Origin of the sequence: Escherichia sp. SCLE84 (genome assembly GCF_012584495.1) — a bacterium.
Lineage (GTDB): Bacteria > Pseudomonadota > Gammaproteobacteria > Enterobacterales > Enterobacteriaceae > ECMA0423.
In genome coordinates, this window is record NZ_CP051430.1 from 3,181,463 (window position 1) to 3,205,986 (window position 24,524).

Genomic DNA, 24,524 nt, shown 5'->3' on the forward strand with positions numbered 1-24,524 from the left:
GAGTAAGTGCCGGATGCGATGCTGACGCATCTTTTCCGGCCTTGATTATTTCCCTCGTTTTGCCGCCATCATCGCTTTCAGATTCGCCAGATGGCTTTGCCCTTTCTGCATCCGTTCTTCGGCGCTGACCACTTTGCGCTCCTGTTCCCAAATCAGATCATCCTGCGGCAGCTCCAGCAAAAAGCGGCTCGGCTCCGGGCGCACCAGCTCGCCGTACTGACGGCGTTCTTTACACAGCGTAAAGGTCAATTCCTTCTGGGCGCGGGTAATGCCGACATAGGCCAGCCGCCGCTCCTCATCGATATTATCTTCATCGATGCTGCTCTGGTGCGGCAAAAACCCTTCTTCCATACCGACCATGTAGACATAAGGAAACTCCAGCCCTTTTGACGCGTGCAGAGTCATCAGTTGCACCTGATCCAGCTCTTCTTCACTCTCACCACGCTCCATCATGTCGCGCAAAGTAAAGCGCGTCACCACCTGGGTGAGCGTCATCGGCTCATCCAGTTCACTGCCTTCCAGCATCTCCGTCATCCAGCTAAACAGTTGGTTGACGTTCTTCATGCGCATTTCGGCGGCTTTCGGGCTGGGCGATGTTTCGTACAGCCAGGATTCATAATCCATGCCATGGATCAGATCACGCACCGCAGCAATCGGCTCCCGCTCCGCCAGGCGCTGGATTTCTGCCAACCAGTGAGTGAAGCGGGTCAATGCTTCATAACCACGTCCGCTAAGCGTCTGACTCAGGCCCATATCAAAGCTGGCGGTAAACATGCTTTTATTGCGCGTCATCGCCCACTCACCCAGCTTTTTCAGCGTCGCCGGGCCAATCTCTCGCTTCGGCGTGTTAACGATACGCAGAAATGCGCTGTCATCGTCCGGGTTAGTCAGCACGCGCAGATAAGCCAGCAAGTCCTTGATTTCAGGACGAGAGAAAAACGACGTACCACCAGAAATTTTGTACGGGATGCGGTTTTGCATCAGGAATTTTTCAAACACCCGCGACTGATGGTTACCGCGATAAAGAATGGCGTAATCTTTGTACTGCGTTTTATTGACGAAGTGATGGGCGATCAGCTCGCCAGTAACGCGCTCGGCTTCATGTTCCTCGTTATTCGCGCTTAAAACTTTTAGCTCTGTGCCGTAACCCAGTTCGGAGAACAGACGCTTTTCAAAGACGTGCGGATTATTGGCGATCAGGATGTTCGCCGCTTTCAAAATACGTCCGGAAGAGCGGTAGTTCTGCTCAAGCTTAATCACCTTCAGCGCCGGAAAATCCTGACTCAGCAGCACCAGGTTTTGTGGACGTGCGCCGCGCCAGGAGTAGATCGACTGGTCGTCATCGCCCACCACGGTAAAGCGCGCGCGGCTGCCCACCAGCAGTTTCACCAGCTCATACTGGCTGGTGTTGGTGTCCTGATACTCATCCACCAGCAGATAGCGAATTTTGTTCTGCCAGCGCTCGCGGACTTCTTCATTGCGTTGCAGCAGCAACGTCGGCAATAAAATCAGATCATCGAAGTCGAGAACGTTACAGGCTTTCAGGTGTGCATCATACAGCCCATAACAATGGGCAAAAATACGGTCCCGCTCGCCAATCGCACTGGCTGCCGCCTGGGACGGTGTTTTGAGATCGTTCTTCCAGTTAGAGATGGTCGAAATCAACTGTTGCAGGAGAACTTTGTCATCTTCAATCAGCCCTTCGGTCAACTCTTTGAGCAACGCCAGCTGATCGGTATCGTCAAACAGCGAAAAGTTCGCCTTCATCCCCAGCGCCGCATACTCACGCTTGATGATATCCAGCCCCAGCGTGTGGAAGGTGGAGATCATCAGCCCACGCGCCTCTTTGCGACCCAGCGTCTGCCCGACACGCTCTTTCATCTCGCGCGCCGCCTTATTGGTAAAGGTCACCGCCGCGATATGTCGCGCCTGATAACCGCAACCGCGGATCAGATGAGCGATTTTATTGGTGATAACACGAGTTTTACCGGAACCCGCGCCCGCCAGCACCAGGCAGGGGCCGGTAACGAATTCGACAGCTTGTTGTTGGCCGGGGTTTAGACGCATAGGTGTATTGCTCAATCTTCGAACGGGGGGAGGATTGTAGCAGAATCGCATTTGAATGTGACCGCGTGTAAGCCGCTAACCGGTTGGCTGCGGATGTTTAAATCAGAGAGAGAAGACCGAAACCGGAGTTCATCGTGAATCCATTAGACTTAGAAAATATCGGGTCGTAACGTTGTGTTATTACTTTTTCAGAGTTTACTAAGGAGAGGTGTACTCGTGGCGATTAATTTCAGTCCTAAGGTTGGTGAAATACTGGAATGCAACTTTGGTAACTATCCTGTTAGCCAGAATGGACAGTTCAGCACCACGTATTACGATGGCCGCATTCCTCCTGAAATGATAAAAAACAGGTTAGTTGTCGTGCTCAACGGAAAAATTAATGGCAACGCATGTATCGTCATTCCATTATCAACCACTCGCGATCATGACAAGTTAAATCGTGGAATGCATGTTGAAATAGCCAGTAATGTTATCAATGGCCTGCAATTCTTTGATCAGCAGATTCGTTGGGCCAAAGCCGACCTGGTACAACAAGTCAGTCGAAACCGATTAAATAGAGCAAGGACTTACAGAGGGTATCTTAATCAATGTTTGCCACATGAGTTGGTTGCAGACATACAGAGGGCGGTCATCAAGTCAATCAATGCCATATCGCTCATAAATTGACAATAAAATCACCATCCCCGATAATGACTTTGTAGCCCATAGAGGCCCTAAGTTTTCTCCCCTTGAGGGACCTGCGAAGCCCGGATTTTCCGGGCTTTTGCCATATATGTACCAGCCCCTCCCTGACTGACAATTACGTTAGCATCTGCGGATCATGCTAAAATCGCCGCCTGACAATTATTCACTCAAGGCACGATCATGGCAAAAACAGCAGCAGCACTGCATATCCTTGTAAAAGAAGAGAAACTGGCTCTGGATCTTCTCGAGCAGATTAAGAACGGTGCCGATTTCGGCAAGCTGGCGAAGAAACACTCCATTTGCCCATCAGGCAAACGCGGCGGTGATTTAGGTGAATTCCGCCAGGGTCAGATGGTTCCGGCGTTCGATAAAGTTGTGTTCTCTTGTCCGGTACTGGAGCCGACCGGCCCGCTGCACACCCAGTTCGGTTACCACATCATTAAGGTGCTGTACCGCAACTAATAGCAAGGCCTTCTCCAGGAGAAGGCCTTGGGTGTTTTCTCCCTCTCCCTGTGGGAGAGGGTCGGGGTGAGGGCATCAGCGCGCACTTAACCCGCAACAGCAATACGTTTCATATCTGTCATATAGCCGCGCAGTTTCTTACCTACCTGCTCAATCGCATGGCTGCGAATCGCTTCGTTCACATCACGCAGTTGCGCGTTATCTACCGCGCCTTCCGGAATAGCTTTACCCAAGTCGCCCGGTTGCAGCTCTGCCATAAACGGTTTCAGCAACGGCACACAAGCGTAAGAGAACAGATAGTTACCGTACTCAGCGGTATCAGAGATAACCACGTTCATTTCGTACAGACGCTTACGGGCGATGGTGTTGGCAATCAGCGGCAGCTCGTGCAGTGATTCATAATATGCAGACTCTTCAATGATGCCGGAATCGACCATGGTTTCGAACGCCAGTTCAACGCCCGCTTTCACCATCGCGATCATCAGTACGCCTTTATCGAAGTACTCCTGCTCGCCGATTTTGCCTTCATACTGCGGCGCGGTTTCGAAGGCGGTTTTGCCGGTCTCTTCACGCCAGGTCAGCAGTTTCTTATCATCGTTGGCCCAGTCCGCCATCATACCGGAGGAGAATTCGCCGGAGATGATGTCGTCCATATGTTTCTGGAACAGGGGTGCCATGATCTCTTTCAGCTGTTCAGACAGCGCGTAAGCACGCAGTTTCGCCGGGTTAGAGAGACGGTCCATCATCAGGGTGATGCCGCCCTGCTTCAGCGCTTCGGTGATGGTTTCCCAACCGAACTGAATTAGTTTTTCTGCGTATGCCGGATCGGTGCCCTCTTCCACCAGCTTGTCGAAGCACAGCAGCGAGCCAGCCTGCAACATACCGCACAGGATGGTTTGCTCACCCATCAGGTCAGATTTCACTTCCGCAACGAAGGACGATTCCAGCACGCCCGCACGGTGACCACCGGTTGCTGCCGCCCATGCTTTAGCGATCGCCATACCTTCGCCTTTCGGATCGTTTTCCGGGTGAACGGCAATCAGCGTCGGTACGCCGAATCCACGTTTGTACTCTTCACGCACTTCGGTGCCAGGGCATTTCGGCGCAACCATGACTACGGTGATATCTTTACGGATCTGCTCGCCCACTTCGACGATGTTGAAACCGTGCGAGTAACCCAGCGCCGCGCCGTCTTTCATCAGTGGCTGTACGGTGCGCACTACATCAGAGTGCTGCTTGTCCGGCGTCAGGTTAACCACCAGATCCGCCTGCGGGATCAGTTCTTCGTAAGTACCAACTTTAAAACCGTTTTCGGTCGCTTTACGCCAGGACGCGCGCTTCTCGGCAATCGCTTCTTTACGCAGAGCGTAGGAGATATCGAGACCAGAATCACGCATGTTCAGGCCCTGGTTCAGCCCCTGTGCGCCACAGCCGACGATAACCACTTTTTTACCCTGAAGGTAGCTCGCGCCGTCGGCGAATTCGTCGCGCCCCATAAAGCGACATTTGCCCAGCTGTGCCAGCTGCTGGCGCAGGTTCAGTGTATTGAAGTAGTTAGCCATGGTGATTCCTCGTGATGTTGTGCTTCTTATTGTTCGGTTCGCGTTTGCGAGATTGAATTCACTATATGACAGGAAATTTATTGCGGAAATTGATATATTCACAACGTCACATTGCAATTTCTGCAACGTCAACATTGAGGGCTGCGCCATTGGATTTACGCGATCTGAAAACCTTCCTGCATCTGGCGGAAAGCCGCCATTTTGGCCGCAGCGCGCGGGCGATGCACGTTAGCCCATCCACGCTCTCACGGCAGATTCAGCGCCTGGAAGAAGATCTTGGTCAGCCGCTATTTGTGCGCGATAACCGCACGGTAACGCTGACCGAAGCGGGCGAAGAGTTACGCGTTTTCGCCCAGCAAACATTGTTGCAGTATCAGCAACTGCGCCACACCATCGATCAGCAAGGGCCGTCGCTCTCTGGCGAGTTACATATTTTCTGCTCGGTGACCGCCGCTTACAGCCATCTACCGCCGATTCTCGACCGCTTCCGCGCGGAACACCCGTCGGTGGAGATCAAACTCACCACTGGTGATGCGGCAGATGCAATGGAAAAAGTGGTCACGGGAGAAGCGGATCTGGCGATTGCCGGGAAACCGGAGACGCTACCCGGCGCTGTGGCGTTTTCGATGCTGGAGAATCTGGCAGTAGTGCTGATTGCCCCCGCGCTGCCCTGCCCGGTGCGTAATCAGGTATCTGTCGAAAAGCCCGACTGGTCAACGGTGCCGTTTATTATGGCCGATCAGGGGCCGGTACGCCGCCGCATTGAACTGTGGTTTCGACGCAATAAAATCAGCAACCCGATGATTTACGCCACGGTTGGCGGGCATGAAGCGATGGTATCGATGGTGGCGCTCGGCTGTGGTGTGGCGCTGTTGCCGGAAGTGGTGCTGGAAAACAGCCCGGAGCCTGTACGCAACCGGGTAATGATTTTAGATCGCAGCGATGAGAAAACGCCGTTTGAACTGGGCGTGTGTGCACAAAAAAAGCGGCTGCATGAGCCGCTGATTGAGGCGTTCTGGAGGATTTTGCCGAACCACAAATGACGTTGTCGCGCGGGTAGGCCTGATAAGCGAAGCGCTATCAGGCATTTTTCCCTAACCCGCCAAAAAGAACCTGAACGCCGGATTATTGGTTTCGTCGTGGCAATCGTAGCCCAGCTCATTTAGCCGGGTTTCGAAATCCGGTTCATGGTCGCCGAGTTCGAACGCCGCCAGTACGCGCCCGTAGTCGGTGCCATGGCTGCGATAGTGGAACAAAGAAATGTTCCAGTGCGTACCCAGCGTGTTGAGGAAGCGCAGCAGCGCGCCCGGTGATTCCGGGAATTCGAAGCTGTAGAGGCGTTCCTGCAACGGATGTGACGGACGCCCGCCGACCATATAGCGCACATGCAACTTCGCCATTTCGTCGTCGGAGAGATCCACCACGCTGTAGCCGCCGTCGTTGAGCATCTGCAAAATTTCTTTGCGCTCTTCGAGGCCGCGGCTCAGGCGCACGCCGACAAAGATGCAGGCGTTTTTGGCATCGGCAAAACGGTAGTTGAACTCGGTGACCGATCGCCCGCCAAGCAGTTGGCAGAATTTGAGGAAGCTGCCTTTTTCTTCCGGAATGGTCACCGCCAACAACGCTTCACGCTGTTCGCCCAGTTCGCAGCGTTCCGAGACGTAGCGCAGGCCGTGGAAGTTCACGTTGGCACCGGAAAGAATATGCGCCAGCCGTTCGCCGCGAATGTTGTGCTGGGCGATATATTTTTTCATTCCCGCCAGCGCCAGCGCGCCAGAGGGTTCCGCCACCGCGCGCACATCTTCGAATAAATCCTTCATCGCCGCACAGATCGCATCACTATCGACGGTGATGATGTCGTCGAGATACTCCTGGCATAAACGGAAGGTTTCGTCACCGATGCGTTTTACCGCTACGCCTTCAGCAAATAGCCCTACGCGCGGCAGATCAACCGGATGACCCGCATCCAGCGCTGCTTTCAGGCAGGCGGAGTCTTCCGCTTCTACGGCGATCACTTTGATTTGTGGCATCAGTTGTTTGATCAGCACCGCAACGCCCGCCGCCAGACCGCCGCCGCCGACTGGCACAAATACGCGGTCGAGATGGGCGTCCTGCTGGAGCAGTTCCAGCGCCAGCGTGCCTTGCCCGGCAATCACCATCGGATGGTCGAACGGCGGCACCCAGGTGAACCCCTGCTGCTGTGACAGTTCGATCGCTTTAGCTTTCGCTTCGTCAAAGTTCGCGCCATGAAGCAGCACTTCGCCGCCGAATCCACGTACCGCATCGACTTTGATGTCGGCGGTGGCGGTTGGCATAACGATCAGGGCCTTCACGCCTAACCGCGCAGAAGAAAACGCGACGCCCTGCGCGTGGTTACCCGCAGAAGCAGTGATCACGCCGTGCGCTTTTTGTTCTTCCGTCAGGCCCGCCATCATGGCGTATGCGCCGCGCAGCTTAAAGCTGTGCACTGGCTGGCGATCTTCGCGCTTCACCAGAATGACGTTATCAAGACGCGACGACAGTTTTTCCATTTTTTGTAGCGGCGTAACCTGCGCCGCCTCGTAAACCGGCGCGCGCAGCACTGCTCTTAAATATTCGGCACCTTCCGGAGCACCGGACAGGGGTTGCGAGTCAGCCATTATTAACCCCCCAGTTTCGATTTATCGCGCACCGCACCTTTGTCGGCGCTGGTTGCCAGGCTGGCGTAGGCGCGCAGGGCAAAGGAAACCTGACGTTCACGGTTTTTCGGCGTCCAGGCTTTGTCACCCCGAGCTTCCTGCGCTTCACGACGCGCCGCCAGTTCGGCATCGCTTACCTGTAACTGAATGCCACGGTTCGGGATGTCGATAGCGATCAGGTCACCATCTTCAATCAGACCAATGCTGCCGCCGCTTGCCGCTTCCGGTGAGACGTGGCCGATGGAAAGACCAGAGGTGCCGCCAGAGAAACGACCGTCGGTGATCAGCGCACAGGCTTTACCGAGACCCATTGATTTCAGGAAGCTGGTTGGGTAGAGCATTTCCTGCATGCCAGGGCCGCCTTTCGGGCCTTCATAGCGGATCACCACCACATCGCCCGCGACAACTTTGCCACCGAGGATCGCTTCTACCGCGTCGTCCTGGCTTTCGTACACTTTCGCCGGGCCGGTGAATTTGAGGATGCTGTCATCGACGCCCGCGGTTTTAACGATGCAGCCGTTTTCTGCGAAATTACCGTAGAGCACCGCCAGGCCGCCGTCTTTGCTGTAGGCGTGTTCCAGCGAGCGGATACAGCCATTGGCGCGATCGTCATCGAGAGAATCCCAACGGCAATCCTGCGAGAATGCCTGTGTGGTACGAATGCCTGCAGGACCTGCGCGGAACATATTTTTTACCGCGTCATCCTGGGTCAGCATAACGTCGTATTGTTCCAGCGTTTGCGGCAACGTCAGGCCAAGTACGTTTTTCACATCACGGTTCAGTAACCCCGCGCGATCCAGTTCGCCGAGAATACCGATAACACCACCAGCACGGTGAACATCTTCCATATGGTATTTCTGGGTGCTCGGCGCAACTTTACACAGCTGTGGAACCTTGCGGGAAAGCTTATCGATATCACTCATGGTGAAGTCGATTTCCGCTTCCTGCGCCGCCGCCAGCAGGTGAAGTACGGTGTTAGTCGATCCACCCATCGCGATATCCAGCGTCATGGCGTTTTCAAACGCCGCCTTACTGGCGATATTACGCGGCAGTGCACTTTCGTCGTTTTGCTCGTAATAACGTTTGGTCAATTCAACAATGCGTTTACCAGCATTAAGGAACAGCTGCTTACGGTCGGCGTGGGTTGCCAGCAGCGAGCCGTTGCCCGGCTGCGACAGGCCCAGCGCTTCGGTCAGGCAGTTCATTGAGTTAGCGGTAAACATCCCGGAGCAGGAACCGCAGGTTGGGCAGGCGGAACGTTCAACCTGATCGCTCTGGGAGTCAGAAACTTTCGGGTCTGCGCCCTGGATCATCGCATCAACCAGATCGAGTTTGATTATCTGATCGGACAGTTTGGTTTTCCCGGCCTCCATCGGGCCGCCGGAAACAAAGATCACCGGAATATTCAGGCGCAGGGAAGCCATCAGCATCCCCGGGGTGATTTTGTCGCAGTTAGAGATGCAGACCATGGCGTCGGCGCAGTGGGCGTTGACCATATACTCAACGGAATCAGCGATCAGTTCGCGAGATGGCAGTGAATAAAGCATCCCCCCGTGGCCCATGGCAATCCCATCATCCACCGCAATGGTGTTGAACTCTTTGGCAACGCCGCCAGCCGCTTCAATTTGTTCGGCGACCAGTTTACCGAGATCGCGCAGATGGACGTGACCCGGTACAAATTGGGTGAACGAGTTCACAACCGCGATAATCGGCTTACCGAAATCGGCGTCGGTCATTCCGGTGGCGCGCCACAGCGCACGAGCACCCGCCATATTACGACCATGAGTGGTGGTGGCGGAACGGTACTTAGGCATACTTTATTTACTCCCAGTGTCTGTCTCGTAAATGGGACGGTGCGTGCCGTCCCATTTTTTGTATTTATTGATTAACTTGATCTAACCAGCCCCATTTATCTTCGGTTTCGCCAGTGAAGAGGCCGAAGAAGGCTTGCTGAATGCGTTTGGTAACCGGGCCACAACGGCCTTCGCCAACCTGAATACCGTCTACGCTGCGCACTGGCGTGATTTCTGCCGCCGTACCGGACATAAACACTTCATCCGCCAGGTACAGGGATTCGCGCGACAGCACCTGCTCACGTACTTCAATTCCCAGCTCTTTCGCCAGTTTGATGATGGCATCACGGGTAATACCCGGCAGCGCGGAGGAGGTGAACGGTGGGGTGAACAGCACACCATCTTTCACTTCAAACAGGTTTTCGCCTGCGCCTTCAGAGATATAACCGTTCACATCCAGCGCGATACCTTCCTGATAACCGTGGCGGCGCGCTTCGCTACCCACCAGCAGGGAAGAGAGGTAGTTACCACCGGCTTTTGCCGCCGTCGGGATGGTGTTTGGTGCTGCGCGGTTCCAGGAGGAAACCATCGCATCGATCCCCTGCTCCAGCGCTTCTGCGCCCAGATACGCTCCCCACGGGAAAGCAGCGATAATCACGTCGGTTGAGTATCCCGCTGGCGGGTTTACTCCCATGCCAACATCACCGACGAAGATCAGCGGACGGATATAGGCGCTGGTGAGATTATTTTTGCGGATCACGTCACGACAAGCTTCCATCAGCTCATCAATGCTCTGCGAAACCGGGAAGCGATAGATTTTGGCGGAGTCATGCAGACGCTGCATATGCTCACGATGGCGGAATACAACCGGTCCTTTGTGCGAGTCGTAGCAACGGATGCCTTCAAAAACCGAAGTGCCATAGTGCAGCGCGTGCGACATCACATGCACCTTCGCGTCTTCCCAGCGAACCATCTCCCCATTGAACCAAATGTAATCAGCTTTCTTCGTGGTCATTTTTATATTCCTTTTGCGCTCAGGCGCGGATTTGTTGTGATGTGGTTGTGCTCTGGCAGATGGCAACGTGTGCGACGTCCACCAGTTTATTTAACTGACTAAACAGTAAGTCGACCGACCGTGGGCTGGCAACGGTCAATTCGATATTTATATTTTGTGCATCGCTGGCGGCGGCCATATTCATTGAGCAGACGTGGAAACCACGATGACGCACCACGCGTAAAACACGTTCTAAGGTTTCCGGATTGAAGCGAGCCGATACATTGACCTGATGTTGCATCATGATAATTTCTCCAACATTTCTGAATTACTGGCACCAGGCGGCACCAGCGGCCAGACGTTCTCAAGTTCGTCGATTGAGACATGAAGCAGGTATGGCCCATCACTGTTCAGCATGGTGTCGAGTGCCGCTTCAACCTGGTCTTTACGGGTGATGTGTTGGCCAGGGATGCCGAAGGCGCTGGCTAACATGAGAAAATCGGGGTTATCGGTAAGGGTGGTTTCGCTATATCGTTCCTGGAAAAACAGTTGCTGCCATTGTCGAACCATCCCTAACCGTTGGTTATCGAGTAAGACGATTTTCAACGGTAACTGCTTACGTTTTACGGTGCCCAGCTCTTGTACATTCATCATGAAAGAGCCGTCACCGGAGATACAGACGACGGTATCGTTCGGTCGCGCGACTTGCGCGCCAACCGCCGCCGGTAAACCGAAACCCATGGTGCCTAAGCCGCTGGAGGTGATGAAATTTTCCGGGCGAGTATGGGCGATGTGCTGCGCAGCCCACATCTGGTGCTGCCCCACATCTGTGGTCACGACGCAATCCGCAGGTTTACGATCCGACAGTTGTTTTAACAACAATGGCGCGTAGATAGCGTCACCGGGATGGTCGTAACGCCAGGTATGTTCATCACGCAGCTGCGCGCAGTATTGCTGCCAGTCATTGATATTTAACGGCTGCTGTAATGCTGGTAACAGAGCATTTAAATCACCTTGTAATGCCACATGTGCCTGACGCAGCTTGTTCATTTCTGCCGGGTCGATATCCATATGGATAACACTGGCGTGTGGTGCGAAGGTGTTCAGTTTGCCGGTCACCCGGTCATCAAAACGTGCACCCACGGCGATCAGCAAGTCGCACTCCTGCACCGCGAAGTTCGCCGCTTTGGTGCCATGCATTCCCAGCATGCCCAGGTAGTACGGATAATCTGCTTCAACTGCGCCCAGCCCTTTCAGCGTGCAGGTGGCAGGCATTTTTGTGGTAGCGAGAAATTCTCGTAAAGCAGGAACTGCCTGCGCCATACCCACGCCACCACCAACGTACAGCATCGGTTTTTGCGCTTTTGCCAGCATCTGGCGCGCTTGCTCAACTTCGGCATGGGGGAAAGTCACTTCGTTTTCAACGGTGGTGAACCACGGTTCCAGATCGCCGCTGGCTAACTGGATATCTTTTGGGATATCGACCAGAACCGGACCAGGACGACCTGAGCTGGCAACGTCGAATGCTGCAGCCATGATGCGCGGCAACTCTTCCAGCGACTGCACCAGAAAGCTGTGCTTGGTACAGGCTAACGACAATCCCAGGACATCCACTTCCTGAAATGCGTCGGTGCCGATAAACGGTGCGGACACTTGACCGGTGATGGCAACGACAGGGATGGAATCTAACAGTGCGTCCGCAAGCCCGGTTATCAGGTTGGTTGCGCCCGGACCAGACGTGGCGATACATACGCCAGTTTTACCGGTAGCACGGGCATAACCGATAGCCGCCATTGCCGCACCCTGCTCATGTCGGCACAGCAAGTGCTCCACGCCGCCGTCATACAATGCATCGTAAACCGGCATAATTGCGCCACCCGGATAACCGAAAACGGTGTTCACACCCTGTGCCCGCAACGCATGTACCACCCACTGTGCGCCATTCATAGTTAGTTCCCCGTCCTGAATCTTGAGAAACAGAATTTTGTGCTGTTATTCATTGTCTGCTCCTCGGTTATGTTTTTAAGGTCAAAAAAAACCCCCGGACCTTTCGGTGCGGGGGTCTTAGTTCGTTAAGGCTTGATTTCTAAGCCTTTCCTCGTCCAAGTGCAGCCCCGCACGGTGGGATAATAATCACCACCACGCTAATCACGACCAGGCTAATCACTCGTAGAAGGGCTGTCATTTTGTCTTTTCTTGCATCTTGTTCGAAGGAATGCCTAAAGAGTTACCATAGGTTTTGTAAATAGTACAAGATATTTTTTGGCCGATTTTTATGATGCGTTTAATAATTTCAATATAAATTGTTGTTTTTTAAAAATAAAATAGTGAGTGAAAAAAATTCAATTTCAGTATGAATGTTGTTCCCTTCCTCGTAGTTCATCCTTTGTCCGCTGCATTTTTGCGAGCATCATTCCACCGCCAGAACAACTCAACTTCACTTGCACAAATAAACAGGAATCAGCCACTAAAATTCACGAATTAGCGGGCTACAGCAGCGATATCTTATGCACATAATGGTGACTCAAGGAGGGCTTATGTCACTGTCAATTGTTCATACCCGCGCAGCCCTGGGAGTAAATGCGCCCCCGATCACTGTTGAGGTACATATCAGTAAAGGTCTACCCGGCTTAACGATGGTGGGCTTACCAGAAACAACGGTAAAAGAAGCTCGCGATCGCGTGCGCAGCGCCATTATCAATAGCGGATATGAATATCCGGCGAAAAAAATCACCATCAACCTGGCTCCAGCCGATCTGCCAAAAGAAGGGGGACGATATGATTTACCTATCGCCATTGCGTTGCTGGCGGCCTCAGAACAGCTTACAGCCAATAAGTTAGATGAATATGAATTAGTCGGAGAACTGGCTCTTACAGGCGCTCTGCGTGGCGTTCCCGGTGCAATCTCCAGTGCAACTGAAGCTATTAAGTCGGGCAGAAAAATTATCGTCGCGAAAGATAACGAAGATGAAGTGGGGCTAATTAACGGTGAAGGATGCCTGATAGCCGATCATCTGCAAGCTGTCTGTGCGTTTCTGGAAGGTAAGCACGCTCTCGAACGCCCGAAACCAACTGATGCAGTATCCCGGGCGCTACAACATGATCTCAGTGATGTTGTCGGTCAGGAACAAGGAAAGCGAGGACTGGAAATTACCGCCGCTGGCGGGCACAACCTTTTACTGATTGGGCCGCCGGGAACAGGTAAAACAATGCTCGCCAGCCGTATTAATGGCCTGTTGCCAGATTTAAGCAATGAAGAGGCACTGGAGAGCGCTGCGATATTAAGTCTGGTAAATGCTGAATCAGTACAAAAACAATGGCGGCAGCGCCCGTTCCGCTCACCTCATCACAGTGCGTCGTTAACTGCGATGGTGGGCGGTGGTGCAATTCCAGGGCCAGGTGAAATTTCGTTGGCGCATAACGGCGTGCTTTTTCTTGATGAGCTACCTGAATTTGAACGGCGTACACTGGATGCCTTGCGAGAGCCGATTGAATCCGGGCAGATCCATCTTTCACGCACACGAGCAAAAATAACCTATCCAGCCCGTTTCCAGCTTGTTGCGGCGATGAATCCCAGCCCTACCGGACATTATCAGGGAAACCATAACCGCTGCACGCCAGAACAGACATTACGTTATCTCAACCGGCTCTCGGGGCCCTTTCTCGACCGCTTCGATCTCTCACTGGAGATCCCATTACCACCCCCCGGCATTTTGAGTAAAACGGTAGTGCCGGGAGAAAGCAGCGCCACCGTTAAACAACGCGTAATGGCCGCCAGAGAGCGCCAATTTAAGCGGCAGAATAAACTGAATGCCTGGCTGGATAGTCCGGAAATACGCCAATTCTGCAAACTTGAGAGCGAAGATGCGATGTGGTTGGAAGGAACACTGATCCATCTGGGGTTATCGATTCGTGCCTGGCAGCGGTTATTGAAAGTTGCACGAACCATTGCTGATATTGATCAGTCTGACATTATCACACGTCAGCATTTGCAGGAGGCAGTTAGCTATCGTGCGATTGACCGTTTGCTCATCCATCTGCAAAAACTACTGACATAAAAAAAGGGCATTTCGCCCTTTTTATTAATCATCAGAATCGGTGTAGTCTTCAGCACCTTCAACCTGCGGTTTACCGCCGGAAAGGGTGTGAAAACGTTTTGGACGCTTAATACGCGTCATATACTTGGACCACACGCGTTCTGCTTCTGTCACTGGCTCACGTTCGCCACGGCATACTGCTACGAAGAGTTTCTCTTCCTCGGTAACCGGCTCGCGTTTGCCAAGATCCAACTCATTGAAGGCATAACCATGACGCTCAAGCAGTTGTGCCTCTTTGATGGTGAAATCACCATGACGAGAGAATCCACGTGGATAATGTTTATTGTCGAAATATCGATTAGTCGTCGTAAAGCTTTCCGCCATCCTGCACGCTCCTAATTCTTTGACCGAGCTAGTTATGGCGCGGAGTATTAGTTACGCTTGACAGAGTGTAAAACAAAACATTTAAATCATAACGACAAATAATTTTGCGGAGAGCACTGTGGATACGGAATTGTTAAAAACTTTCCTGGAAGTTAGCCGAACGCGTCACTTTGGTCGAGCGGCTGAATCGCTCTATCTGACCCAGTCAGCAGTGAGCTTTCGAATCAGACAACTGGAAAATCAACTGGGTGTGAACCTTTTCACCCGCCACAGAAACAATATCCGTTTAACCGCTGCCGGTGAAAAACTACTGCCTTATGCAGAAACGCTCATGAGCACCTGGCAGGCCGCCCGTAAGGAGGTGGCGCATACCTCACGACATAACGAGTTTTCTATCGGTGCCAGCGCCTCGTTGTGGGAATGTATGCTTAATCAGTGGCTGGGACGTTTGTATCAAAATCAGGATGCCCATACAGGCTTACAGTTCGAAGCGCGAATTGCCCAACGGCAGTCTCTGGTAAAACAGCTGCATGAACGCCAGCTTGATCTTCTTATTACCACTGAAGCGCCCAAAATGGACGAATTTAGTAGTCAGTTGCTGGGATATTTCACTTTAGCGCTTTATACCAGTGCCCCTTCAAAACTAAAGGGAGATCTTAATTATCTGCGACTTGAGTGGGGGCCAGATTTTCAACAGCATGAGGCAGGTTTGATCGGTGCTGACGAAGTGCCCATTCTGACAACCAGTTCTGCTGAACTGGCACAGCAACAGATTGCGATGCTTAATGGTTGCACCTGGCTACCCGTCAGCTGGGCGCGTAAAAAAGGCGGCCTGCATACCGTTGTCGATAGCACAACACTTTCACGGCCGCTTTATGCCATATGGCTGCAAAATAGCGATAAAAATACGTTGATTCGCGATCTTTTGAAAATTAACGTGCTGGATGAAGTGTATTAATATGAATGGCTGGCAAGGATGCCGGTAGAAGGATTTACTTCGGAGAGGGTTATTTCAGATAAAAAAAATCCTTAGCTTTCGCTAAGGATGATTTCTGGCAGGGGCGGAGAGACTCGAACTCCCAACACCCGGTTTTGGAGACCGGTGCTCTACCAATTGAACTACGCCCCTAATTAGGGTGGCGGAACGGACGGGACTCGAACCCGCGACCCCCTGCGTGACAGGCAGGTATTCTAACCGACTGAACTACCGCTCCACCGAATTCTTTTACAACCACCGGTTTTATGACCGGCTTACTGCTTAATTTGATGCCTGGCAGTTCCCTACTCTCGCATGGGGAGACCCCACACTACCATCGGCGCTACGGCGTTTCACTTCTGAGTTCGGCATGGGGTCAGGTGGGACCACCGCGCTACGGCCGCCAGGCAAATTCTGTTTTATCAGACCGCTTCTGCGTTCTGATTTAATCTGTATCAGGCTGAAAATCTTTCTCTCATCCGCCAAAACAGCTTCGGCGTTGTAAGGTTAAGCCTCACGGTTCATTAGTACCGGTTAGCTCAACGCATCGCTGCGCTTACACACCCGGCCTATCAACGTCGTCGTCTTCAACGTTCCTTCAGGACTCTCAAGGAGTCAGGGAGAACTCATCTCGGGGCAAGTTTCGTGCTTAGATGCTTTCAGCACTTATCTCTTCCGCATTTAGCTACCGGGCAGTGCCATTGGCATGACAACCCGAACACCAGTGATGCGTCCACTCCGGTCCTCTCGTACTAGGAGCAGCCCCCCTCAGTTCTCCAGCGCCCACGGCAGATAGGGACCGAACTGTCTCACGACGTTCTAAACCCAGCTCGCGTACCACTTTAAATGGCGAACAGCCATACCCTTGGGACCTACTTCAGCCCCAGGATGTGATGAGCCGACATCGAGGTGCCAAACACCGCCGTCGATATGAACTCTTGGGCGGTATCAGCCTGTTATCCCCGGAGTACCTTTTATCCGTTGAGCGATGGCCCTTCCATTCAGAACCACCGGATCACTATGACCTGCTTTCGCACCTGCTCGCGCCGTCACGCTCGCAGTCAAGCTGGCTTATGCCATTGCACTAACCTCCTGATGTCCGACCAGGATTAGCCAACCTTCGTGCTCCTCCGTTACTCTTTAGGAGGAGACCGCCCCAGTCAAACTACCCACCAGACACTGTCCGCAACCCGGATCACGGGTCCACGTTAGAACATCAAACATTAAAGGGTGGTATTTCAAGGTCGGCTCCATGCAGACTGGCGTCCACACTTCAAAGCCTCCCACCTATCCTACACATCAAGGCTCAATGTTCAGTGTCAAGCTATAGTAAAGGTTCACGGGGTCTTTCCGTCTTGCCGCGGGTACACTGCATCTTCACAGCGAGTTCAATTTCACTGAGTCTCGGGTGGAGACAGCCTGGCCATCATTACGCCATTCGTGCAGGTCGGAACTTACCCGACAAGGAATTTCGCTACCTTAGGACCGTTATAGTTACGGCCGCCGTTTACCGGGGCTTCGATCAAGAGCTTCGCTTGCGCTGACCCCATCAATTAACCTTCCGGCACCGGGCAGGCGTCACACCGTATACGTCCACTTTCGTGTTTGCACAGTGCTGTGTTTTTAATAAACAGTTGCAGCCAGCTGGTATCTTCGACTGATTTCAGCTCCATCCGCGAGGGACTTCACCTACATATCAGCGTGCCTTCTCCCGAAGTTACGGCACCATTTTGCCTAGTTCCTTCACCCGAGTTCTCTCAAGCGCCTTGGTATTCTCTACCTGACCACCTGTGTCGGTTTGGGGTACGATTTGATGTTACCTGATGCTTAGAGGCTTTTCCTGGAAGCAGGGCATTTGTTGCTTCAGCACCGTAGTGCCTCGTCATCACGCCTCAGCCTTGATTTTCCGGATTTGCCTGGAAAACCAGCCTACACGCTTAAACCGGGACAACCGTCGCCCGGCCAACATAGCCTTCTCCGTCCCCCCTTCGCAGTAACACCAAGTACAGGAATATTAACCTGTTTCCCATCGACTACGCCTTTCGGCCTCGCCTTAGGGGTCGACTCACCCTGCCCCGATTAACGTTGGACAGGAACCCTTGGTCTTCCGGCGAGCGGGCTTTTCACCCGCTTTATCGTTACTTATGTCAGCATTCGCACTTCTGATACCTCCAGCATACCTCACAGTACACCTTCACAGGCTTACAGAACGCTCCCCTACCCAACAACGCATAAGCGTCGCTGCCGCAGCTTCGGTGCATGGTTTAGCCCCGTTACATCTTCCGCGCAGGCCGACTCGACCAGTGAGCTATTACGCTTTCTTTAAATGATGGCTGCTTCTAAGCCAACATCCTGGCTGTCTGGGCCTTCCCACATCGTTTCCCACTTAACCATGACTTTGGGACCTTAGCTGGCGGTCTGGGTTGTTTCCCTCTTCACGACGGACGTTAGCACCCGCCGTGTGTCTCCCGTGATAACATTCTCCGGTATTCGCAGTTTGCATCGGGTTGGTAAGTCGGGATGACCCCCTTGCCGAAACAGTGCTCTACCCCCGGAGATGAATTCACGAGGCGCTACCTAAATAGCTTTCGGGGAGAACCAGCTATCTCCCGGTTTGATTGGCCTTTCACCCCCAGCCACAAGTCATCCGCTAATTTTTCAACATTAGTCGGTTCGGTCCTCCAGTTAGTGTTACCCAACCTTCAACCTGCCCATGGCTAGATCACCGGGTTTCGGGTCTATACCCTGCAACTTAACGCCCAGTTAAGACTCGGTTTCCCTTCGGCTCCCCTATTCGGTTAACCTTGCTACAGAATATAAGTCGCTGACCCATTATACAAAAGGTACGCAGTCACACAGATTGCTCTGTGCTCCCACTGCTTGTACGTACACGGTTTCAGGTTCTTTTTCACTCCCCTCGCCGGGGTTCTTTTCGCCTTTCCCTCACGGTACTGGTTCACTATCGGTCAGTCAGGAGTATTTAGCCTTGGAGGATGGTCCCCCCATATTCAGACAGGATACCACGTGTCCCGCCCTACTCATCGAGCTCACAGCATGTGCATTTTTGTGTACGGGGCTGTCACCCTGTATCGCGCGCCTTTCCAGACGCTTCCACTAACACACACACTGATTCAGGCTCTGGGCTGCTCCCCGTTCGCTCGCCGCTACTGGGGGAATCTCGGTTGATTTCTTTTCCTCGGGGTACTTAGATGTTTCAGTTCCCCCGGTTCGCCTCATTAACCTATGGATTCAGTTAATGATAGTGTGTCGAAACACACTGGGTTTCCCCATTCGGAAATCGCCGGTTATAACGGTTCATATCACCTTACCGACGCTTATCGCAGATTAGCACGTCCTTCATCGCCTCTGACTGCCAGGGCATCCACCGTGTACGCTTAGTCGCTTAACCTCACAACCCGAAGATGTTTCTTTCGATTCATCATCGTGTTGCGAAAATTTGAGAGACTCACGAACAACTCTCGTTGTTCAGTGTTTCAATTTTCAGCTTGATCCAGATTTTTAAAGAGCAAATATCTCAAACATCACCCGAAGATGAGTTTTGAGATATTAAGGCAGGTGACTTTCACTCACAAACCAGCAAGTGGCGTCCCCTAGGGGATTCGAACCCCTGTTACCGCCGTGAAAGGGCGGTGTCCTGGGCCTCTAGACGAAGGGGACGTATCAGTCTGCTTCGCAAGACGCCTTGCTTTTCACTTTCTATCAGACAATCTGTGTGAGCACTTCAAAGAACGCTTCTTTAAGGTAAGGAGGTGATCCAACCGCAGGTTCCCCTACGGTTACCTTGTTACGACTTCACCCCAGTCATGAATCACAAAGTGGTAAGCGCCCTCCCGAAGGTTAAGCTACCTACTTCTTTTGCAACCCACTCCCATGGTGTGACGGGCGGTGTGTACAAGGCCCGGGAACGTATTCACCGTGGCATTCTGATCCACGATTACTAGCGATTCCGACTTCATGGAGTCGAGTTGCAGACTCCAATCCGGACTACGACGCACTTTATGAGGTCCGCTTGCTCTCGCGAGGTCGCTTCTCTTTGTATGCGCCATTGTAGCACGTGTGTAGCCCTGGTCGTAAGGGCCATGATGACTTGACGTCATCCCCACCTTCCTCCAGTTTATCACTGGCAGTCTCCTTTGAGTTCCCGGCCGGACCGCTGGCAACAAAGGATAAGGGTTGCGCTCGTTGCGGGACTTAACCCAACATTTCACAACACGAGCTGACGACAGCCATGCAGCACCTGTCTCACGGTTCCCGAAGGCACATTCTCATCTCTGAAAACTTCCGTGGATGTCAAGACCAGGTAAGGTTCTTCGCGTTGCATCGAATTAAACCACATGCTCCACCGCTTGTGCGGGCCCCCGTCAATTCATTTGAGTTTTAACCTTGCGGCCGTACTCCCCAGGCGGTCGACTTAACGCGTTAGCTCCGGAAGCCACGCCTCAAGGGCACAACCTCCAAGTCGACATCGTTTACGGCGTGGACTACCAGGGTATCTAATCCTGTTTGCTCCCCACGCTTTCGCACCTGAGCGTCAGTCTTCGTCCAGGGGGCCGCCTTCGCCACCGGTATTCCTCCAGATCTCTACGCATTTCACCGCTACACCTGGAATTCTACCCCCCTCTACGAGACTCAAGCTTGCCAGTATCAGATGCAGTTCCCAGGTTGAGCCCGGGGATTTCACATCTGACTTAACAAACCGCCTGCGTGCGCTTTACGCCCAGTAATTCCGATTAACGCTTGCACCCTCCGTATTACCGCGGCTGCTGGCACGGAGTTAGCCGGTGCTTCTTCTGCGGGTAACGTCAATGAGCAAAGGTATTAACTTTACTCCCTTCCTCCCCGCTGAAAGTACTTTACAACCCGAAGGCCTTCTTCATACACGCGGCATGGCTGCATCAGGCTTGCGCCCATTGTGCAATATTCCCCACTGCTGCCTCCCGTAGGAGTCTGGACCGTGTCTCAGTTCCAGTGTGGCTGGTCATCCTCTCAGACCAGCTAGGGATCGTCGCCTTGGTGAGCCGTTACCCCACCAACAAGCTAATCCCATCTGGGCACATCCGATGGCAAGAGGCCCGAAGGTCCCCCTCTTTGGTCTTGCGACGTTATGCGGTATTAGCTACCGTTTCCAGTAGTTATCCCCCTCCATCAGGCAGTTTCCCAGACATTACTCACCCGTCCGCCACTCGTCAGCAAAGAAGCAAGCTTCTTCCTGTTACCGTTCGACTTGCATGTGTTAGGCCTGCCGCCAGCGTTCAATCTGAGCCATGATCAAACTCTTCAATTTAAAAGTTTGATGCTCAAAGAATTAAACTTCGTAATGAATTACGTGTTCACTCTTGAGACTTGGTATTCATTTTTCGTCTTGCGACGTTAAGAATCCGTATCTTCGAGTGCCCACACAGATTGTCTGATAAATTGTTAAAGAGCAGTGCCGCTTCGCTTTTTCTCAGCGGCGCGGGGTGTGCATAATACGCTTTCCCGCTACAGAGTCAAGCATTTTTTGCTTTTCTCTGTTGAGATTCTCAGGAGAACCCCGCTGACCCGGCAACGTGTTTGCCGTTGTTCCGTGTCAGTGGTGGCGCATTATAGGGAGTTATTCCGGCCTGACAAGAGGAAATTTAAAATAATTTTCTGACCGCGCATTTTTTCAGCAAAACCCCCGTTAATGTGCCATAAAACAAGCAATTTGCCGTTTTTGCAACCGTAATCACACTTCCTGGTGGCATACTAAGGAGGAATAAAAAGAAAAAGGAAGATTAGTAATGCCTTTAAGCGCACAACAGTTAGCTGCACAGAAAAACCTTTCGTATGTTCTGGCTGAGAAGCTGGCGCAACGCATCTTAAAAGGTGAATATGAACCCGGCACCATTTTGCCTGGTGAGATTGAGCTGGGCGAGCAATTTGGAGTGAGTCGTACAGCGGTACGCGAAGCGGTCAAAACGTTAACGGCAAAAGGGATGGTTTTACCGCGACCGCGAATTGGTACCCGGGTCATGCCACAATCAAACTGGAATTTTCTTGATCAGGAATTGCTTACCTGGTGGATGACAGAAGAGAACTTTCATCAGGTCATCGATCACTTTCTGGTTATGCGTATCTGTCTGGAGCCGCAAGCTTGCCTACTGGCTGCAACGGTTGGCACCGCGGAACAGAAGGCGCATCTCAATACGTTAATGGCCGAAATGGCGGCATTAAAAGAGAACTTTCGCCGTGAACGCTGGATCGAAGTCGATATGGCCTGGCATGAGCATATCTATGAAATGAGCGCCAATCCGTTTTTGACCTCATTCGCCTCGCTATTCCATTCGGTTTATCACACTTACTTCACGTCAATTACCAGCGACACAGTGATAAAGCTGGATCTGCACCAGGCGATTGTCGATGCGATTGTCCAAAGCGATGGCGACGCGGCATTTAAAGCTTGTCAGGCGCTGCTACGCTCACCTGATAAGTGACAACCCGATAACAGGACATTGAATGAGCGATAAAAAGAAGCGCAGTATGGCGGGTTTGCCGTGGATCGCGGCGATGGCCTTCTTCATGCAGGCACTTGATGCCACTATTCTGAATACCGCCTTACCCGCAATTGCTCATAGCCTTAATCGTTCTCCTCTCGCGATGCAATCAGCCATCATCAGTTATACGCTGACGGTGGCGATGCTTATTCCGGTAAGCGGATGGCTAGCCGATCGCTTCGGTACGCGTCGCATTTTTACCCTTGCCGTGAGTCTGTTCACATTGGGTTCTCTGGCCTGCGCACTTTCTAATTCGCTACCACAGCTGGTTGTCTTCCGGGTTATTCAGGGGATAGGCGGCGCAATGATGATGCCTGTTGCTCGGCTGGCCTTACTGCGCGCTTATCCTCGTAATGAACTTCTTCCAGTATTGAATTTTGTCGCCATGCCGGGTCTGGTGGGGCCAATTTTAGGCCCCGTTCTTGGCGGCGTGCTGGTCACCTGGGCAACCTGGCACTGGATATTTTTAATCAATATCCCCATAGGTATTGCGGGCCTTCTTTACGCGCGCAAACATATGCCCAATTTCACCACCGCACGACGCAGATTCGATATCACTGGCTTTTTGCTGTTTGGCCTCAGCCTTGTTCTCTTCTCAAGCGGAATAGAGCTATTCGGGGAAAAGATTGTCGCCAGCTGGATTGCCTTGACGGTAATTGTCACCAGCATCGGGTTACTGCTTCTCTATATTCTCCATGCGCGACACACGCCAAACCCATTAATTTCATTAGATTTATTTAAAACCCGCACTTTCTCGATCGGTATCGTAGGCAATATTGCAACCCGTCTGGGGACCGGTTGTGTACCGTTCCTTATGCCATTGATGTTACAGGTAGGATTTGGTTATCAGGCGTTTATTGCCGGCTGTATGATGGCACCGACAGCGTTAGGTTCCATTATTGCAAAATCGATGGTTACCCAAGTCTTACGTCGTCTGGGCTATCGCCATACGTTAGTGGGGATCACGGTGATTATTGGGCTAATGATCGCTCAGTTCTCTTTGCAATCACCGGCAATGGCGATATGGATGCTGATCTTGCCGTTGTTTATATTAGGGATGGCTATGTCGACGCAATTTACCGCGATGAATACCATCACACTTGCCGATCTGACCGATGACAACGCCAGCAGCGGTAACAGTGTTCTGGCGGTCACGCAGCAACTGTCGATTAGTTTAGGCGTTGCTGTAAGTGCGGCCGTCCTTCGCGTTTATGAAGGGATGGAAGGCACAACGACTGTCGAACAATTCCACTATACGTTTATCACGATGGGCATTATTACTGTTGCTTCAGCAGCAATGTTCATGCTTCTGAAAACAACCGATGGTAATAATTTGATCAAAAGACAGCGTAAATCTAAGCCGAACCGCGTTCCATCAGAATCGGAGTAAGTTGTAATCGTTGTTGCTGAAGGGTCGGCTGGGTTATCCGATGGATGAGTACATCAATCGCCAGCTCCCCCAGTTCATCTTTCGGTTGGTGGATAGTGGTTAATGGTGGCGTCATAAAGCTTGCCAGTTCGATATCGTCATAGCCAATCACCGCGATATCCTGCGGAACCTGTAACTCTGCCTGATATAACGCCTGGTAAACGCCAACAGCCATAGCGTCATTTCCGGTAAAGACGGCCTGAGGACGCAGCGGATGTGATAACAGTTGGCGCATGGCGTCAAACCCGCCGTTAAATTCAAAATCACCAGTGACTTCATAGCCATCAGGAATGCTGAGCCCCGCACGTTTCATCGCCGCCCGATAACCTTCCAACCGCAGGCGCGCCGGAGTTTTATCCAGCGGACCGGTAATACAGGCGATACGGGTATGACCTTTATCGATCAGATATTGCGTTGCTAAGTCTCCGCCCAGCAACGAGTTATCCTGAATAAGATCGCTGTCGCCATCGAACGGAGCCCAGTCCATCATCACAGTAGGCACTGTCGGATAACGTTGCATGATTTCACGCGAAGGTTGATGCGTTTCGGTGCACAGTAACAGCAAGCCATCAACGCGTTTTTGCATCAGCGTTTCCAGATTGCGATTCATCCGCTGTTCATCGCCTTCGGTATTGCAAAGGACGAGACTATAACCGCGTTCGAAGCAGCTGCGTTCAACGCCACGCACCAGTTCTGAATAGAAAGGATTGGTACTGGCAGTGATCAACATGCCAATGGTATGTGTTTGATTGAGTTTGAGGCTACGCGCCAGGGCTGATGGCGCGTAATTGAGTTCTTTAATCGCCGCTTCAACTTTGGCGGTAATCGCTTCACTGACGAAGCGATCTTTATTGATAACGTGAGAAACTGTTGAGGTAGAAACGCCCGCCAGGCGGGCAACATCTTTCATTGTAGCCAAGCG

The 24,524-nt window shown here is 52.4% G+C and carries 18 protein-coding genes, 3 tRNA genes and 3 rRNA genes; 7 read left to right on the plus strand and 17 right to left on the minus strand.

The annotated features are described in order from the left end of the window. Positions 1 to 45: 45 nt before the first annotated feature. Positions 46 to 2,067, minus strand: coding sequence for a DNA helicase Rep (rep, locus tag HGD79_RS15460; protein ID WP_001238890.1), 2,022 nt, complete (start codon positions 2,065 to 2,067; stop codon positions 46 to 48). Between the two features lie 216 nt (positions 2,068 to 2,283). On the opposite strand from rep, the gene HGD79_RS15465 reads away from it, so the two are divergent. Both HGD79_RS15465 and ppiC read left to right on the plus strand, forming a co-directional pair. Continuing rightward, on the plus strand, positions 2,284 to 2,733 hold the full coding sequence (locus HGD79_RS15465) for a type II toxin-antitoxin system PemK/MazF family toxin (protein ID WP_000996696.1): 450 nt from the start codon (positions 2,284 to 2,286) through the stop codon (positions 2,731 to 2,733). 198 nt (positions 2,734 to 2,931) lie between these two features. Then, positions 2,932 to 3,213: a peptidylprolyl isomerase PpiC gene (ppiC, locus tag HGD79_RS15470; protein WP_001140251.1), complete on the plus strand. Its 282-nt coding sequence runs from the start codon at positions 2,932 to 2,934 to the stop codon at positions 3,211 to 3,213. Between the two features lie 86 nt (positions 3,214 to 3,299). Here the strand turns inward: ppiC and ilvC are convergent, their stop codons facing one another. Beyond that, complete coding sequence (gene ilvC, locus HGD79_RS15475; protein ID WP_000024951.1) at positions 3,300 to 4,775, minus strand: ketol-acid reductoisomerase; 1,476 nt, start codon at positions 4,773 to 4,775, stop codon at positions 3,300 to 3,302. A 149-nt stretch (positions 4,776 to 4,924) separates the two neighbouring features. Between ilvC and ilvY the strand changes: the two genes are divergently transcribed. Then, positions 4,925 to 5,818 carry an HTH-type transcriptional activator IlvY gene (ilvY, locus tag HGD79_RS15480; RefSeq protein WP_000365788.1) on the plus strand — a complete coding sequence of 298 codons (894 nt, stop codon included), beginning with the start codon at positions 4,925 to 4,927 and terminating at the stop codon, positions 5,816 to 5,818. Positions 5,819 to 5,869: 51 nt separating this feature from the next. Here the strand turns inward: ilvY and ilvA are convergent, their stop codons facing one another. The 7 genes from ilvA to ilvL form a co-directional block, all read right to left on the minus strand. Continuing rightward, complete coding sequence (gene ilvA, locus HGD79_RS15485; RefSeq protein ID WP_000785599.1) at positions 5,870 to 7,414, minus strand: threonine ammonia-lyase, biosynthetic; 1,545 nt, start codon at positions 7,412 to 7,414, stop codon at positions 5,870 to 5,872. 2 nt (positions 7,415 to 7,416) lie between these two features. Continuing rightward, on the minus strand, positions 7,417 to 9,267 hold the full coding sequence (ilvD, locus tag HGD79_RS15490; RefSeq protein ID WP_001127394.1) for a dihydroxy-acid dehydratase: 1,851 nt from the start codon (positions 9,265 to 9,267) through the stop codon (positions 7,417 to 7,419). Positions 9,268 to 9,331: 64 nt separating this feature from the next. Continuing rightward, entirely contained in the window at positions 9,332 to 10,261 is a 930-nt protein-coding gene (gene ilvE, locus HGD79_RS15495; RefSeq protein ID WP_000208520.1) for a branched-chain-amino-acid transaminase, read from the minus strand. Positions 10,262 to 10,280: 19 nt separating this feature from the next. Next, positions 10,281 to 10,544: an acetolactate synthase 2 small subunit gene (ilvM, locus tag HGD79_RS15500; RefSeq protein ID WP_000983255.1), complete on the minus strand. Its 264-nt coding sequence runs from the start codon at positions 10,542 to 10,544 to the stop codon at positions 10,281 to 10,283. After that, complete coding sequence (gene ilvG / locus HGD79_RS15505; RefSeq protein ID WP_001012602.1) at positions 10,541 to 12,187, minus strand: acetolactate synthase 2 catalytic subunit; 1,647 nt, start codon at positions 12,185 to 12,187, stop codon at positions 10,541 to 10,543. Before ilvG ends, ilvM begins: the two co-directional genes overlap by 4 nt. Before the next feature lie 2 nt (positions 12,188 to 12,189). After that, positions 12,190 to 12,240 (minus strand): peptide IlvX, encoded by a 51-nt coding sequence (gene ilvX, locus HGD79_RS15510; RefSeq protein ID WP_001387183.1) that lies wholly within the window; start codon positions 12,238 to 12,240, stop codon positions 12,190 to 12,192. A gap of 86 nt (positions 12,241 to 12,326) precedes the next feature. After that, complete coding sequence (ilvL, locus tag HGD79_RS15515) at positions 12,327 to 12,425, minus strand: ilv operon leader peptide (protein ID WP_001311244.1); 99 nt, start codon at positions 12,423 to 12,425, stop codon at positions 12,327 to 12,329. 352 nt (positions 12,426 to 12,777) lie between these two features. On the opposite strand from ilvL, the gene HGD79_RS15520 reads away from it, so the two are divergent. Then, positions 12,778 to 14,298, plus strand: coding sequence for a YifB family Mg chelatase-like AAA ATPase (locus HGD79_RS15520; RefSeq protein WP_000058976.1), 1,521 nt, complete (start codon positions 12,778 to 12,780; stop codon positions 14,296 to 14,298). 24 nt (positions 14,299 to 14,322) lie between these two features. On the opposite strand, the gene maoP is transcribed toward HGD79_RS15520, so the two are convergent. Beyond that, positions 14,323 to 14,661 carry a macrodomain Ori organization protein MaoP gene (gene maoP, locus HGD79_RS15525; protein WP_000841001.1) on the minus strand — a complete coding sequence of 113 codons (339 nt, stop codon included), beginning with the start codon at positions 14,659 to 14,661 and terminating at the stop codon, positions 14,323 to 14,325. A 118-nt stretch (positions 14,662 to 14,779) separates the two neighbouring features. Between maoP and hdfR the strand changes: the two genes are divergently transcribed. Next, positions 14,780 to 15,619: an HTH-type transcriptional regulator HdfR gene (gene hdfR / locus HGD79_RS15530; RefSeq protein ID WP_000379246.1), complete on the plus strand. Its 840-nt coding sequence runs from the start codon at positions 14,780 to 14,782 to the stop codon at positions 15,617 to 15,619. A gap of 95 nt (positions 15,620 to 15,714) precedes the next feature. Here the strand turns inward: hdfR and HGD79_RS15535 are convergent. From HGD79_RS15535 to HGD79_RS15560, 6 genes are all read right to left on the minus strand, one after another. Further along, positions 15,715 to 15,790: transfer RNA gene (locus tag HGD79_RS15535), tRNA-Trp, on the minus strand. Between the two features lie 8 nt (positions 15,791 to 15,798). After that, positions 15,799 to 15,875 (minus strand) — tRNA-Asp (locus HGD79_RS15540). A gap of 54 nt (positions 15,876 to 15,929) precedes the next feature. Then, positions 15,930 to 16,045: ribosomal RNA gene (rrf, locus tag HGD79_RS15545) — 5S ribosomal RNA — on the minus strand. 95 nt (positions 16,046 to 16,140) lie between these two features. Then, positions 16,141 to 19,046: ribosomal RNA gene (locus tag HGD79_RS15550) — 23S ribosomal RNA — on the minus strand. Positions 19,047 to 19,239: 193 nt separating this feature from the next. Continuing rightward, a tRNA-Glu gene (locus HGD79_RS15555) sits at positions 19,240 to 19,315 on the minus strand. Positions 19,316 to 19,400: 85 nt separating this feature from the next. Further along, positions 19,401 to 20,942 (minus strand): 16S ribosomal RNA (locus tag HGD79_RS15560). The 16S, 23S and 5S rRNA genes sit together here with 3 tRNA genes alongside, the layout of an rRNA operon. 478 nt (positions 20,943 to 21,420) lie before the next feature. Between HGD79_RS15560 and HGD79_RS15565 the strand changes: the two genes are divergently transcribed. Together HGD79_RS15565 and mdtD are read left to right on the plus strand one after the other, a co-directional pair. Beyond that, positions 21,421 to 22,113 (plus strand): FadR/GntR family transcriptional regulator, encoded by a 693-nt coding sequence (locus HGD79_RS15565; RefSeq protein ID WP_001131169.1) that lies wholly within the window; start codon positions 21,421 to 21,423, stop codon positions 22,111 to 22,113. 22 nt (positions 22,114 to 22,135) lie between these two features. Beyond that, positions 22,136 to 23,563 (plus strand): multidrug transporter subunit MdtD, encoded by a 1,428-nt coding sequence (mdtD, locus tag HGD79_RS15570; RefSeq protein WP_001280838.1) that lies wholly within the window; start codon positions 22,136 to 22,138, stop codon positions 23,561 to 23,563. Here the strand turns inward: mdtD and rbsR are convergent. Next, complete coding sequence (rbsR, locus tag HGD79_RS15575) at positions 23,529 to 24,521, minus strand: ribose operon transcriptional repressor RbsR (protein WP_000224476.1); 993 nt, start codon at positions 24,519 to 24,521, stop codon at positions 23,529 to 23,531. The genes mdtD and rbsR overlap by 35 nt on opposite strands. Positions 24,522 to 24,524 lie beyond the last annotated feature (3 nt).

Coding starts and splice junctions, on each gene's coding strand:
- rep (WP_001238890.1), bottom strand. CDS start 2,067: ATGCGTCTAAACCCCGGCCAACAACAAGCTGTCGAATTCGTTACCGGC.
- ppiC (WP_001140251.1), top strand. CDS start 2,932: ATGGCAAAAACAGCAGCAGCACTGCATATCCTTGTAAAAGAAGAGAAA.
- ilvC (WP_000024951.1), bottom strand. CDS start 4,775: ATGGCTAACTACTTCAATACACTGAACCTGCGCCAGCAGCTGGCACAG.
- ilvA (WP_000785599.1), bottom strand. CDS start 7,414: ATGGCTGACTCGCAACCCCTGTCCGGTGCTCCGGAAGGTGCCGAATAT.
- ilvD (WP_001127394.1), bottom strand. CDS start 9,267: ATGCCTAAGTACCGTTCCGCCACCACCACTCATGGTCGTAATATGGCG.
- ilvE (WP_000208520.1), bottom strand. CDS start 10,261: ATGACCACGAAGAAAGCTGATTACATTTGGTTCAATGGGGAGATGGTT.
- ilvM (WP_000983255.1), bottom strand. CDS start 10,544: ATGATGCAACATCAGGTCAATGTATCGGCTCGCTTCAATCCGGAAACC.
- ilvG (WP_001012602.1), bottom strand. CDS start 12,187: ATGAATGGCGCACAGTGGGTGGTACATGCGTTGCGGGCACAGGGTGTG.
- ilvL (WP_001311244.1), bottom strand. CDS start 12,425: ATGACAGCCCTTCTACGAGTGATTAGCCTGGTCGTGATTAGCGTGGTG.
- HGD79_RS15520 (WP_000058976.1), top strand. CDS start 12,778: ATGTCACTGTCAATTGTTCATACCCGCGCAGCCCTGGGAGTAAATGCG.
- maoP (WP_000841001.1), bottom strand. CDS start 14,661: ATGGCGGAAAGCTTTACGACGACTAATCGATATTTCGACAATAAACAT.
- HGD79_RS15565 (WP_001131169.1), top strand. CDS start 21,421: ATGCCTTTAAGCGCACAACAGTTAGCTGCACAGAAAAACCTTTCGTAT.
- mdtD (WP_001280838.1), top strand. CDS start 22,136: ATGAGCGATAAAAAGAAGCGCAGTATGGCGGGTTTGCCGTGGATCGCG.